This is a genomic window from Mycolicibacterium wolinskyi str. Jessa 2025 (assembly GCF_049241375.1).
GTDB lineage: Bacteria > Actinomycetota > Actinomycetes > Mycobacteriales > Mycobacteriaceae > Mycobacterium > Mycobacterium wolinskyi.
Map to the genome: position 1 here is coordinate 6,077,956 of NZ_CP185960.1, position 13,103 is coordinate 6,091,058.

The following is a 13,103-nucleotide window of genomic DNA, read 5'->3' on the forward strand; positions in this document are numbered from 1 at the left end:
GAGCCAGGCAGCGTTGAGCGAATGGCAGGGCTCGATCTGGCCTGGGATGCTCGCCTGGCCAAGCCAGCCGCGGACCTGGCGATTGTCGGCACGTTGGCATGGCTGAGGGAGGACTTCGAAGCATACCTTGCTCGGGAGAACGACCAATTGCCGTCAAGCCGAATCGGGTCTTTGCTCATGCCGCAGAGTGGGCAGGCCGCAACTTGGTTCACCAGGGTCTATGCCTCAGCCAGGCTCGCAGACCATCTGCCCATCCCGGAAGACGTGACTGCAGTAATTCTCGATGGGAACGGAGCGATCAAGTACCTGGCCCAGACTGAAGCACTGGTCGTGATCTGTGTACTGGATCGCTCCGTTGCGGATGAGACAGCAGCAGAACTCGTGATTCAGCTGCGCAACACTCGTGGCGAGCCCTTGTCGCTCTCGGACGACCTTGCCTGGCGCCCGCCTGCTGGAGTCGAAGCCTTGGCATTCACGGTGGCGCTATGAGCCGAATCGATGCGGTGAACCACCTCTACGCCGCCTCTGCCTGCCTCCTTCGTAGCGGTGTTGAGATCGTCGCCGTCGGGGATCTCGTTGGAGCACAATTCAACGCTGCTGTCCGCCGTCTCATGGTGCTGCTCAAAGAGGAAGGTAGCGGCTACCTCGACGACCTGGCCGGCGCCGCAAGGGCCCTCCGGTGGCGGCACATTAGCCAGCCCCAGCCTCTGGAGTTCAACCCCAGCCTGCTCTATTTGGCTGAACAGGTCACCAAGAACGCCGCACGTCTACGTGGGGCCATCGGTGACCAGGGGCTGCTTGACGAGATCTCTGCCGCAGCCGAATTGGTGGCTTCGACCGATCCTATGGTCGGGAAGGTGCTGCTTTGTTCTATCGAGGAGGTTGGTGCCAGTTCCACCGTCGTGATCGCTGCCAACAAACCCGCCGCGGCAGGGCTAGAGGCATGGTTGCACGAGTGCGACGTACTGGTGCTCACTGCAGGCGAACTCGACCGGGACCAGCCCCGGCGTGAACAGGCATATGTCGTTGGACCGCCCCGGTTCTTCCCGTCATCGCTGGTAACGGCCCCGGCCACCAGCGGGGTCAGCTTCCTGCTACCTGCCTGGTTCGGTGACCGCAACGTACCCCGGTCAGCCATCGCGGCCTACGCCGAAGGGGCGATTCGAATCGAAGCCAAGGTTTTCACCGAAGGCGACACGACCACGCCGGAGCTCGGCCCGCCGGATGAGCCCGAGTATGAGAGTGACTACCTTCCGCAGCCGGTATGGGGGAACCGCGGGGATGCCGAACGTGAGCCGACCAGTGAGGAGGTCGAGGCCCGCAAGGTGCTGCTCAGTGGCAACCTCGCTATCTGGCTCGACGACGGGGAAAGAATCCGCTCCCTGGACCCGGCACAGCCCGCCGGCGAGCGTGTCACCTACACAGAGGTCCCAGCAGTACGGGCGGGCACATATCTACTGCTGCGGCAAGGTGAAACCGAGCGCAACGCGCTGCACCAGGCTGCAATTGCCCGCCTGGCCCGCGGTGCAGTGATCAACGAGGCGCAGGAGACCTGGAAAAACCTGCTGACTCAGCAAATTCGTCGCGCCGGATACCGGCAGGTCGTGAAGCAGCTACGGGCAGTAGGAGTCAAGGCCGCCGACCGGGCGCGGGCTTGGACCAACCCCAACCTGATCCGCCCGCATAGCGACCAGGACTTCGAACGACTCCTGCAGTGGCTCGGCATTCCGGTCCAGCCCACCTTTGGCTACGCCACCCTTCTGCGTAAGACGCTCTACCAAGTAAGCGCCGAGATCGGGAAGCAGCTCGAAGATGCGGTGTCCGCCGCCGACCTCTCACAGCTGGAGGCGAAGGGTCATCTTGGCCTTGACGTGGAGACCGAGGGGTTCCGGGGCATCCTGGCGACCCGCGTTCTGGCAATTGCGCCTTTCTCATCGATCGTGTCTCAGCACGATGCGAGGGTGCCCTTTGAAGATCGGAGTGGGAAGTGGCTCGAATGATGCCGGCATTCTGCCCGGACGATTCGCCCCCAGGCGAGAAGGCCGTGTATGCGGCGCTGAAAGCGGGAGCCCAGACCGACAACTGGATCGTGCTCCACTCCCTGGCCATCGCGGATCATGTGCGTCAGGTCGAAGGCGAGGCCGACTTCGTCGTTATCGTCCCGGATACCGGCATCCTGGTCATCGAGGTCAAGTCGCACCAGTCGATCGACCGCCGCAGCGATGGGACATGGAAACTCGGAAATGATGCACCAACCGCTCGGGGCCCTTTCCAGCAGGCCCGCGAAGCGATGCACAGCCTTCGTGAGTACCTGGAGAAAAAACGTGTCGACCTGCGCTCGGTGCCTATGCTCTCAGCTGTCTGGTTCACCGGCGTCCGCGCCCGCGCCATGCTGCCGACAAACCTAGAGTGGCACGACTGGCAAGTGCTGGACTCCGAAAGCCTGAAAGCTGCACCGGCAGCGGTCCTCAGGACGCTCGCTGCGGGGACCAAGCACCTCGACGACAAGATTAAGTACTTCTCCTATGGCGGCGTCGGCCCCGACGGTGAAACTGCCGAGCGTATCGCTGGACTGCTGCGCCCAAAGTTCGAGCTGGTAACGGTCGCAAAAGATCGGCGACGGGCCCGTGAGTCCCAGCTGATGTCCTTCGTGGAGGAGCAGTTCCTAGCGCTCGATGCCGCAGCTGAGAACCGCAGCGTGCTGTTCTCGGGGCCAGCGGGCTCGGGCAAAACGTTCCTCGCCATGGAATCAGCCCGCCGCGAGCTGGCGAGCGGGAAGCGGGGACGCCTGATGTGCTTCAACCGCTTTCTCGGCAAGCGCCTGCGCGGGGAGATGGGACACCTCGACGGCCTTGCGGTAGGCACATTCCATCGGGAGCTGCTTCATCTCGCCGGGCTGTCCTATGCCCAGGCTAATCCGGCACCTGAGTTTTGGAGCGAGGAACTGCCGGAGCGCGCAATGGAGGCACTCATCGACGGCTACATGTCGCTGACGAGCGATTTCCTGATCGTCGACGAGATCCAAGACATCGCCACCGATCCATACCTCGACGTCCTCGACCTCATGGTCGACGGCGGGCTGAAGGAAGGAAGGGTGCTGCTGTTCGGCGACTTCGAGCGCCAGGCGATCTACGAGAACGAGACCGGACGCGAACGACTTCGCGCCCGTGCGCCCTACTTGACAAGCCACAAGCTAATGCAGAACTGTCGCAACCGTCCGCGCATTGGCTACCAGGTGAACCTCCTAAGCCACCTCCAGCCGGGCTACCAGCAGTTTCGTCGTCTCGATGACGGCGTCGACCCAACCTTTCTGCAATACCACGCAGGTCAGGACCAGTCGGCGCTCCTCGTGGCCGCCATCCGGGGGCTTAGGGACGAGGGCTACGAGCTGAACGAGATCGTCGTACTTAGTCCTCAGCGTGAAAGTGCGACTGCTGCCACGACCGAAGACCAGTGGCTACGGCAGATCCTGAAAGCCGCCGACGGACTCCCAGCCCGTCCCGGCCAGCTGCAGTACTCCACCATCCATGCATTCAAGGGCCTGGAAGCGCCGGCCGTCGTCGTCACCGACCTCGACCAAGCAGCCCCCACCGACAATTTCGACTCACTGCTCTACGTCGGAATGACCCGCGCCACCGACCGGCTAGTCGCCCTCATTGAAACGAACACACTCCGGAAAACCATAGGAGGCAACGTATGAGCGGACTTGAAGCCCGCGGCATCATTGAGGCCGAGCTGCGGCGCGAACTGTTTGGTCCCCTCGGCGAGGAACCCATCGGGAAGCCCCTCGACTGCGCGAGTGGCACGATCACCTTCGCTACTGCCGAGGAGAGTAGAGGACAGTTCCATGACGCGACCACCAAGCAGGAGATCCTTACCATCGGGACTCCGCTGTCGCGTTACGGCATCGGCGTTCTTTACAGCGGTGGTGCCAGGGGAGGCACCACACTCGAAGCACCGACAACAACGGATGGCGGCGACGTCGACCTGACCGGCGTTCCCGGCCTAGCGACCAGCGAGGATGACCCTGCTGGCCCGCCAGTCGAGATCAAGGGATCGCTGCGTCATGACGAGGCCGACTCCGATGACTTCGACCTGGCCGACGCAAACAGCTTCAAACCGTCCGCCATGGCGATGTCGTTCCAGTGCCGTGTCGCTGGGGTCGGTTCGCTGCGAATCCGGGTGACTGGCGCACATTATGAGAGGCTTATTGTCCACATCCCAGGTGTCAGCAAGCCCGTCGACTGGTGGCGTCGCCGCCCCTTCACGCTGGTGGGCACCGTCCCGGGAAACATGCTTCGGGACGAAACGAACCGGCTCAAGGTCGTGCCCACAGTCCATGAGGGCGACCCGCCCGGCATCACTCCTACGACGCGGGTGTTCAGCCGACCGGTGCCGGGTGTGGACAATCCGGAGCTACGGCTCGTCACCGTTGCCGTGGTCAACAATGTGGTGGGCACCGGACCCCGAAGCGCCTTGTTCCAGATGGGCTTCACGGTTGCTGCCGAGGGTCTGGTGATCGAGCCCTATCCAGAAGTTGAGCTGCCTGACCGAGACGACGAAGAGCAGTCCATCGACCTGCTTTACCGCAACAAGCGCACCTACGCGATCGGCCACGGCTGCGCCGCCGAGTGGGATGGCGGTGCGGGGTCCCCCGTGCCGTTCGTGAAGGCAGTCGCGTTGCCCGCCTACGAGGTGGTCAGCCTGACTCCGAACATCTACAGGACCGACGACCACGGCAATTACCTGTTGGACGCCGAAGGACAGCGCCAGGCCATCACGGTCAGTATGAAGGAGCTTGCTAACGGCACCGATGAAGGTAAACAGCAGGTCGAAAACGTACTTCGGCTCTACAGCGAGTGGATTGCGGCCCGGACATCAGAGATAGACGACCTTCCTGAGCGCTTCCGCCCCGCAGCGACTCGGCACATGGAGTTAGCTCGCGACGCTCTCAAGCGGATGCAGGAAGGTTGGGCGCTGGTGGGGTCGGACCTCAGGGCGACCTGGGCATTCCGCTGGGCCAATGAGGCCATGCTCTACCAACAGGTGCGGTCCAACTTCCCGCTACGCGAAGTTGAGCGCGGTAAGGATGATGTCCTCCGCGTCAACGGAACACATCCCACGCCGGATATCCCCGAGGGCAGAGGCACCTGGCGACCCTTCCAAATCGCCTTTATCCTCGCCAGCCTGCCCGAACTGGTTGACCAGACCCTGAAAACGCGCTCGCTCGTTGACCTAATCTTCTTCCCGACTGGTGGCGGTAAGACCGAGGCATACCTCGGTGCCAGCGCAATCAGCTTGTTGGCTCGGCGGCTCCGCAACCCGGACGATGCGGGGACCGACACCCTGATGCGGTACACGCTGCGGCTACTCACCGCCCAGCAGTTCCTCCGTGCTGCCTCGTTGGTGTGCGTACTCGAAGACATCCGCGACAACAACCAGGACTCGCTCGGAGCCTCGCCGTTCGGGATTGGAATCTGGCTTGGTGGATCATCGACGCCGAATAGCTGGAAGACGGCCGTCGACGTACTCGGGAAGCTGCGCCGTAACCCGCATGAGCAGAACCTTTTTCTCCTTCTGCGCTGCCCCTGGTGCGGTACCCAAATGGGCACCAAACCCAAGGGCAGGGGCGGGCAAGACGTCATTGGGTACGAGCAGGTCGGGCAGAAGGTCGTCTTGCGGTGTGTTGACTCCCAGTGCCGCTACTCCCGCCGAGCCGGACTACCCATCCACGTCGTTGACGAAGACATCTATGCGGTACGTCCCTCGATCGTCATTGGGACTGTTGACAAGTTCGCCATGATGGCGTGGCGTCCCGAGGCACGGAACCTCTTCGGTTTCGGCGAGCGGGGCGTGCGCGAAGTTTCGCCGCCCGGCCTGATCATCCAGGACGAACTACACCTCATCTCGGGGCCGCTGGGCTCGATGGTCGGGCTCTACGAGCCAATTATCGACGAGCTGTGCACAGACCGCCGCGGCGAGACCCCCCTCCCACCCAAGATCATCGCCTCAACCGCCACGATCCGACGTTACGAGGATCAGATCAAGGGACTGTTCGGTCGCGAAGACGTCGCCCTATTCCCGCCGCATGGGCTGGAGGAAGGCCGCTCATTCTTCGCCGAGCCCTCCCGGCTGCCCAGTGGGGAACTGGAACCGGGACGGCGTTACTTGGGGATCATGAGTGCCTCGCTCGGGTCGATGCAGACCGTCCAGACTCGGGTCGCTGCCGCCACCCTGCAGGGCGCCACGAAGGTGCCCGAGGATGACCGTGACGGCTACTGGACCAACCTCAACTTCCTGAACTCGCTGCGCGAACTCGGCAACACCGTCTCGCTGCTGGAGTCCGACGTGCCTGACTACCTGACGGGTCTGGTGCGTCGCGATGGCATCGATCCCCGCTGGCCGAACCGGACCATGGAGCTGACGTCCCGCCGCCGCTCGGACGAGATTCCCAAGGCGATCGAGCAATTGCAGGTCCGCTACGCGCCCGGACAGGAGCGTCAGGCGGCGATCGACATTTGCCTCGCATCAAACATCATCGAAGTTGGGGTCGACATCGACCGCCTTGGTTTGATGACCATCGTCGGCCAGCCGAAGACCACTGCGCAGTACATCCAGGTCTCTGGCCGCGTCGGCCGCCGGGCCGACGTTAGCCCTGGCCTGGTCATCACCATTTACGGTGCCGCCAAGCCTAGAGATCGCAGCCACTACGAGCGCTTCCGCACCTACCACCAGCAGCTCTATGCCCAGGTTGAACCCACGTCGGTTACGCCGTTCGCCACGCCGGTGCTGCGCCGCGCGCTCCACGCCGCCGCTGTGGCGTACGTCCGCCAGGTCTCAGACGGAGACCTTGCGCCGTACCCGTTCCCGGCGCAGGCGTTCGATCAGGCAATCGGGCTGCTCCGCGAGCGCGCCCTCATCGCAGACGAGGGTGAGGTACCGGTATTGGAGAAGATGGCTGAGAAGCGCGCCCGTCAGTGGGACGGCTGGGAACGGACACAGTGGGAAGCCAACCCGCCGCCGTGGGGAGACCCGAAGCAGGGCCTCATGCGGTACGCCGGCACGCTGCCCGACCTTGACAGCAAAGCGACCATCTGGGATGTGCCCACCAGCATGAGGAACGTCGACGCCGAGTGCCGTCTGGCGATCTCCCTCGCCTACGCCCACGCCGATGCCCACACAGAGGACGGATTATGAGTACCGGAGCAATGCGGCGAGCCCAGCTCGTCACGCCGTTCGGCGTGGGTGCGATGAGCGTGCTCGTTAACGGCACGTCGGTCATCACGGCGGGTCTCGACCATTGGTATGAGCCCAACGACGCCAGCACGCTGGCACTCGAGGAATATCAGGAGCACGACTGGCGGCTTGAGGCACGGTTGCGGGTTTCGGAGTTTCGGCTGCCGCCCGACTTCCGCTACCAGGGACAGGGCAACGACAACCGCAACGTCAAGCTGACCGTGCCGGTGCTCCGCTTCCCTCGTTGGTGCTTCTGCATGTTCTGCAAGCGGCTCGAACTCTCTACGCTCACTATGCGGCAATCGGTCTTCTGCAAGGACAGAAAGCACGCCGACTGGAAGTACAAGCCGCGGATGTCGCAGGTGCCATTTGTTGCCGTTTGCGACGCTGGCCACCTCGACGACTTCCCTTTTGAGAAGTGGGTGCACCGCTCACATCGGCCGACCTGTACAGGGATACTGCGCCTTAAGTCGCTTGGCGGCGGTGGTCTGGAAGGGCAGCGGGTCGTTTGCGACGCCTGCGGCAATGAGCGCAACCTCCGGGGCATCACCGAAGCGCGCTACGTCAACGGTGAAGAGCACACCACCCTCAGCGACCAGCTCGCTTCGCCCGACGACCCGTACCTCTGCACTGGTGCTCGCCCGTGGCTAGCGAAACTCGACGGAGCATGTGACCAGCCAATGCGCGGTGCCCTGCGCGCCGCCGGCAACGTCTACTTTCCGAAGGTCGAGTCCTCGATCTATCTGCCGCGGAAGGAAGGGGCAGTCAGTGAAGAGATGCATGAGCTGATGGGGCATCCAGCTGTTAGCGGCACCATGCGCACGCTGCACAGCATCTTTGGCGCCGAACTCGACGTGAACATGCTCCGAGAACAGCTCCTTAAGAACGTGCCGCCGGAATTGTTTGGCCCCATTTCCGATGAGGAGCTCATCGCCGGGTACCGCGACCTACTAGGGGTTGGCGAGGAAGAACCGGAGTCCGGCGAAGAAACCGACGCCGAGCTTCTCACCGGCGACGACGAGTGGCGTTACCCGGAGTTCAAGCACATCCGCGAGACGCCGAAAGATGATTATTTGACGGCGACCGACCCCGGTCTCCACACCGACCTCGATGCCTATCTGGAGCGCGTCCGCTCCGTCGACGTGCTTCGTGAGACCCGAGCAATGCGCGGCTTCACCCGCGTCAGAGACGACGTGCTGAAGTTGAGCGCCGGAAAGGCATTGCTACGCCGACACCCGCTGCCACCGGTCCAGGACTGGCTGCCTGCCTACGTCGTCAAGGGTGAGGGTATCTATTTCGAGCTCGACCCAGCGCGCCTCGCTGTGTGGGAGGCTCGCGCCGAAGTCCAAGCCCGCGCCGAGAAGATGACCGATCACTACGGTCAGGTCGCCTCGCAGCGCGGTCTTCAGGACCGCACCCTTACCCCGCGATTCGTGCTATTGCATACGCTCGCGCACCTTCTCATCAACGAGTTGGTTTTCGCCTGCGGCTACAGCTCCGCGTCGCTCCGTGAGCGGCTCTACGTCTCCACGACCAGCAGGCGGGAGATGGCGGGGCTCTTGATCTACACGGCAGCTGGGGACTCAGAGGGCACCATGGGCGGTCTGGTTCGCATGGCGCGTCCTGACAACCTGCGCTCCGTCTTCGCCTCGGCAATCTCAGACGCCCGCTGGTGCTCGACCGACCCAGTCTGCATGGATGCCGGCGAGAAGGGGCAGGGTCCAGACTCGTGCAACCTGGCTGCCTGTCACGGCTGCGCGCTACTTCCAGAGACCAGCTGCGAAGAGTTCAACCGTTTCCTCGATCGCGGACTCGTGATCGGGACGTTTGCGGACCCCACTCTTGGCTACTTCTCTTCGTTCGCCTAGGGGAATCGGGTTTTCGTTCGGACGGCCTCCCGGATGTTCTCGACGATCTTGATGGCGTCCTCATGTTCCCAGTACCGCAAGACGAGCCAACCGGCTTCACTCAGGCGCGCGTTCGTGTCTGCGTCACGAGCCGCGTTGGCGGCAATCTTTGTGGGCCAGTAGTCGGCGTTGTGGTTGAAGTTAGATCGGCCATGCTGAGGGCATCCATGCCAGAAGCAGCCGTCGATGAACACGGCGACACGTGCACGCGTGAACACAATGTCTGCGCGGCGACGCAGACCGGGCTCTGGGGCGATTGCCACCCGGTAACGAAGACCGAGGCGATGGAGACGTCGGCGGACTTCGAGTTCTGGTTTGGTGTCTCGCGAACGGTTCGCCTGCATATTGCGTCGTCGTCCCGGACTCGAGGCCCAGGAGCCCGTCGGTGACACGCGTTAAGCATACTCCGGGGCGTCGGGCCTGCATTTTCAGTCCCGCGATGCTTGGACAGTGTCCGATGGAGTATTGGACGCCGAAATCAGCGTGATTCAGGCGTGGTGATCACCGAGTCATGTTGGATGTTGGGCGATTTGGACTCATCCACCAGCGTGGCAGCGGCTTCCGCCAGATCTGCGTAACAGCGAATTTCTTCGATGTTGTTCCAGTCAGGCACCGGCACGTTGTGGGCTGGTGCGATCAGCGCTCCGCCGCAAGCTGATCGCCCAGGGGCCCTTCGCGCTGGGCCACACCGGTGGGCCAAGCCGTACCCGCCGCGCTTCCACCGCAGCTCCACCAGATCGGTGCCGTCACGGATGCCGAAGTACTGGCGATCTTGCCGGTGGCGGCGACGATCAGCTTGCGGTGTCGGTCGCGCAGGCCCGTTCGGCGTCGAGGTGTTCGAGCAGTTCGGCTTGATACGGCTTGGCGGTCATCTTCTATGATTTTTCTGAGGAGGTCGGTCCTGACGAATTTCTGCACTATCCTATTCTTCGAAGCCCAGAAAGGGCCTCTTGTCGCACGGTAAAGGCCGCACCAGCACGGTGATCGGATGACTGCTCGCCGAGACCGGCCTCAGCTATGAGCAGGTCATCGCTCGCATTGCCGAACTCCGCTCAGGCACAAGGAAAGCCGCATTCCCCTGCCCGGAGTCCGTGGCACAGCACAACATCCTTCGCGAACGTTGCGTGGACTGCTGACCGCTAGTCGCAGCTTTCGCAGACGCCGCTGACCGATAACTGCATTCCACATCTACAAAACCCCGCTGCGCGTCGGACATCGCGGGACCGCTCGTTTCCTCGGTGCACCCGGGTCACCGGATGCTCCACCTACCCCCCTGTCCGCGGCTACACCAGATGAACGCGAGTTCTTGGAGAAAGCGCGCGCACTCTCGATGGCGCGATAGCCAACACGCTCAAGGCCGAAACTGCAGAATCCGATCATCACCCGCACGCGCGCTCCCCCGGCCGTCGCGATTGCTCGTCGAGAACCACAACGTCCCGTCGGGCGCCGGAACGACTGTGCGCAACCGCCCGTACTGTCCGACGAACAACGGAACCGGGGCACCGACGGAACCGTCACCCGCGACCGGGATCTGAAATAGCCGCTCACCGCGGAGCGCCGCGACCCACAGTGAGCCGCCGAAGTACGCCAACCCCGAGGGCGACGCTTCGTCGGTGCCCCACTCGATCACCGGGTCCTCCAAACCCTCAGTCCCGGCACGACCTTCGGCCATCGGCCAGCCGTAGTTGACTCCCGGCCGGATCAGGTTGAGTTCGTCGACCCGATTCGCGCCGTACTCCGTGGCCCAGAGTCGGCCGGCGGAGTCCCATGCCAATCCCTGAATGTTGCGATGGCCGTATGACCACACCGGCGACGCCGGATCCGGGTTGCCCGCTGGTACCGAACCATCGGGATTGATGCGAAGTATCTTGCCGCCCAACGATGCTCGATCTTGGGCGAGCTGTGGATCGCCAACTTCGCCCGTCGCGACATACAGCTTGCCGTCCGGGCCGAACACGATTCGTCCGCCGTCGTGGCGGGAACCCGCGGGAATGCCGGTGAGAATCGGCGATTGAGCACTCAACGTCCCATCGTCGAAGCGCATCTGCACCACCCGGTTGTCCTCACCGGTCGTCAGATAGGCGTACACGGTCGCACCCGCAGTGGCCAGCCCGAGCAGACCGCCTTCGCCACGCGCCGCCACCCCGGCGACGGAGCCAACGTCGCGAACCACACCAGCCGCCAGATGCTTGATCGCGGCACTGTCCCGCTCGGCGATCAACGCACTGCCATCGGGCAGAAACGCGATACCCCACGGCACATCAAGATTCGTCGCGATCTCAGCAAGTCCGCCAGCAGGCTCACCGCGCGACTCGACGTCGTTGCCGCACGCGATCACCAACATCACGCTGCAGGCAACCGCGACCACCGCGCGGGCTAAAGATCTGCGGACAGCCACACACGCAGTATGACCCCGAGACGCGTCACAGCGCGTGCAATGCGCGCTCTCGGTCGGGCACCACGAACGACGCCCCGGTGTGCACCGCAGCGTCGGGCCGTGTCACGTAGGGCAGCTCCCGGAAATCCGCACGCAGTTCGTCGGCGGAAATGCGCGCACGGATGTAGCCGCGCCGGTCGGCGAAGTACCGGATGTGCGGATTCTCCGCACGCACCGCGGCGCGCGTATCGGCTGACCCATCGCCGCCGGAGCTGATCGAGGTGGTGACGAACTCGGTCGCGACCGTCGCCCCGGACCGGTCCCGCACCTCGGCGGCCCAGTGAGAATGGATGTCGCCGGTGAGGACGACGGCGTTGCGCACGGGCGAGTCGACGAGCCCCGCGACGATACGGTCACGGTTGGCGGCATAACCGTCCCAGGCATCGGGATTGACGCCGCGGCCGGGCCCGGGCGTCAGATCCACCTGTGAGAAGAAGACCTGTTGCCCAAGCATGTCCCAGCGTGCCCGGGATTGCTGAAAACCGTTGAGCAGCCATCGTTCCTGCGCATCACCGGTGAGAGACCGAGCCGAATCCAGACCAGCTGAACAGTCAGAGATCCTGTCACCACACGCCTGATCGGTGCGGTATTGACGGGTGTCGAGCATGTGGAACGTCGCGAGCGCGCCCCAGTGCACGCGCCGGTAAAGCTGCATGTCGGCACCGTGCGGCAACGACGACCGGCGCAGCGGCATGTTCTCGTAGTACGCCCGCAGCGCTGTGGCTCGGCGGTCCAGGAACCCAGCCTGCGATTTGGCGGGCACATCACCGGCCCAGTTGTCGGCCAGCTCATGGTCGTCGAACACCACGAGCCATGGCGCCGAAGCGTGCGCGGCCTGCAGATCCGGGTCAGTCTTGTATTGCGCGTGCCGCTGCCGGTAGTTCGCGAGCGTCGTAGTCTCGGGCCCGGCGTGGCGCCGCACACCGCCATCACGGGCGGCGTACTCGTACTGGTAATCACCAAGGTGGACAACGAGATCGGGACGTTCCTCAGCAAGCCTGCGATAAGCCGTAAACCAGCCCTGCTCGTAGTTCGAGCATGAAGCGACACACAGGCTCAGCGGCACAAGCGATCCGGGCTCGGGCGCAGTGCGGGTACGCCCGGCCGGTGACAGGTGGCCGACCGCGCGAAATCGGTAGAAGTAATCGCGGCCGGGGCGTAAGCCGGCCAGCTCAACGTGCACGCTGTGCGCGTATTGCGGTGCGGCCGTCGCTATTCCGCGTTGCTCGATGCTGGTGAACCGCTCGTCGGCAGCCACTTCCCATTCCACGTCGACGGCCCGTGCCGGCATACCGCCGAGCCCGTCATCGGCGAGGGGGTCGGGCGCCAGCCGCGTCCAGATCACCACGCCATCGGAAGTCGGCTCACCTGAGGCGACACCGAGCGTGAAAGGGTCTCTGGAATGGAGCCGACGATCGGCGGTGAAGCCGGCGACGGGCAATGCCGCCAACGCCACCGCACCCCTGAGCACGGTGCGACGAGACAGCGACACGGAGAAGTGTCTGCGCCGCACCTTGCGCGCC

9 protein-coding genes are annotated in these 13,103 nt (G+C 63.8%); 5 read left to right on the forward strand and 4 right to left on the reverse strand.

Annotated elements, in window-relative coordinates:
• Positions 1-21 precede the first annotated feature (21 nt).
• From ACOI2T_RS30120 to drmB, 5 genes are read left to right on the forward strand one after another with little or no spacing between them, the layout of a single operon-like run.
• Positions 22-489 carry a hypothetical protein gene (locus tag ACOI2T_RS30120; RefSeq protein WP_409502178.1) on the forward strand — a complete coding sequence of 156 codons (468 nt, stop codon included), beginning with the start codon at positions 22-24 and terminating at the stop codon, positions 487-489.
• On the forward strand, positions 486-2,000 hold the full coding sequence (locus ACOI2T_RS30125; RefSeq protein ID WP_409502179.1) for a DISARM anti-phage system protein DrmE domain-containing protein: 1,515 nt from the start codon (positions 486-488) through the stop codon (positions 1,998-2,000). Before ACOI2T_RS30120 ends, ACOI2T_RS30125 begins: the two co-directional genes overlap by 4 nt.
• Complete coding sequence (locus ACOI2T_RS30130) at positions 1,997-3,700, forward strand: nuclease-related domain-containing DEAD/DEAH box helicase (RefSeq protein ID WP_409502180.1); 1,704 nt, start codon at positions 1,997-1,999, stop codon at positions 3,698-3,700. The genes ACOI2T_RS30125 and ACOI2T_RS30130 overlap by 4 nt, the downstream gene beginning before the upstream one ends.
• Entirely contained in the window at positions 3,697-7,197 is a 3,501-nt protein-coding gene (locus ACOI2T_RS30135) for a helicase-related protein (RefSeq protein ID WP_409502181.1), read from the forward strand. The genes ACOI2T_RS30130 and ACOI2T_RS30135 overlap by 4 nt, the downstream gene beginning before the upstream one ends.
• Complete coding sequence (gene drmB, locus ACOI2T_RS30140) at positions 7,194-9,104, forward strand: DrmB family protein (RefSeq protein ID WP_409502182.1); 1,911 nt, start codon at positions 7,194-7,196, stop codon at positions 9,102-9,104. Before ACOI2T_RS30135 ends, drmB begins: the two co-directional genes overlap by 4 nt.
• On the opposite strand, the gene vsr is transcribed toward drmB, so the two are convergent.
• From vsr to ACOI2T_RS30160, 4 genes are all read right to left on the reverse strand, one after another.
• A complete protein-coding gene (vsr, locus tag ACOI2T_RS30145) occupies positions 9,101-9,487 on the reverse strand; it encodes a DNA mismatch endonuclease Vsr (RefSeq protein WP_421874975.1) in 387 nt (128 codons plus the stop codon). The two genes, drmB and vsr, sit on opposite strands and share 4 nt — an antisense overlap.
• Before the next feature lie 134 nt (positions 9,488-9,621).
• Positions 9,622-9,756, reverse strand: coding sequence for a hypothetical protein (locus tag ACOI2T_RS30150; protein ID WP_409502184.1), 135 nt, complete (start codon positions 9,754-9,756; stop codon positions 9,622-9,624).
• Between the two features lie 738 nt (positions 9,757-10,494).
• Positions 10,495-11,511 (reverse strand): PQQ-dependent sugar dehydrogenase, encoded by a 1,017-nt coding sequence (locus ACOI2T_RS30155; RefSeq protein ID WP_409502370.1) that lies wholly within the window; start codon positions 11,509-11,511, stop codon positions 10,495-10,497.
• Between the two features lie 55 nt (positions 11,512-11,566).
• On the reverse strand, positions 11,567-13,072 hold the full coding sequence (locus tag ACOI2T_RS30160) for an alkaline phosphatase D family protein (RefSeq protein WP_409502185.1): 1,506 nt from the start codon (positions 13,070-13,072) through the stop codon (positions 11,567-11,569).
• Positions 13,073-13,103: the final 31 nt, after the last annotated feature.

Excerpts from the sequence above, each read along its gene's own strand:
- ACOI2T_RS30120 (WP_409502178.1), top strand. The coding sequence starts at position 22 with ATGGCAGGGCTCGATCTGGCCTGGGATGCTCGCCTGGCCAAGCCAGCC.
- ACOI2T_RS30125 (WP_409502179.1), top strand. The coding sequence starts at position 486 with ATGAGCCGAATCGATGCGGTGAACCACCTCTACGCCGCCTCTGCCTGC.
- ACOI2T_RS30130 (WP_409502180.1), top strand. The coding sequence starts at position 1,997 with ATGATGCCGGCATTCTGCCCGGACGATTCGCCCCCAGGCGAGAAGGCC.
- ACOI2T_RS30135 (WP_409502181.1), top strand. The coding sequence starts at position 3,697 with ATGAGCGGACTTGAAGCCCGCGGCATCATTGAGGCCGAGCTGCGGCGC.
- drmB (WP_409502182.1), top strand. The coding sequence starts at position 7,194 with ATGAGTACCGGAGCAATGCGGCGAGCCCAGCTCGTCACGCCGTTCGGC.
- vsr (WP_421874975.1), bottom strand. The coding sequence starts at position 9,487 with ATGCAGGCGAACCGTTCGCGAGACACCAAACCAGAACTCGAAGTCCGC.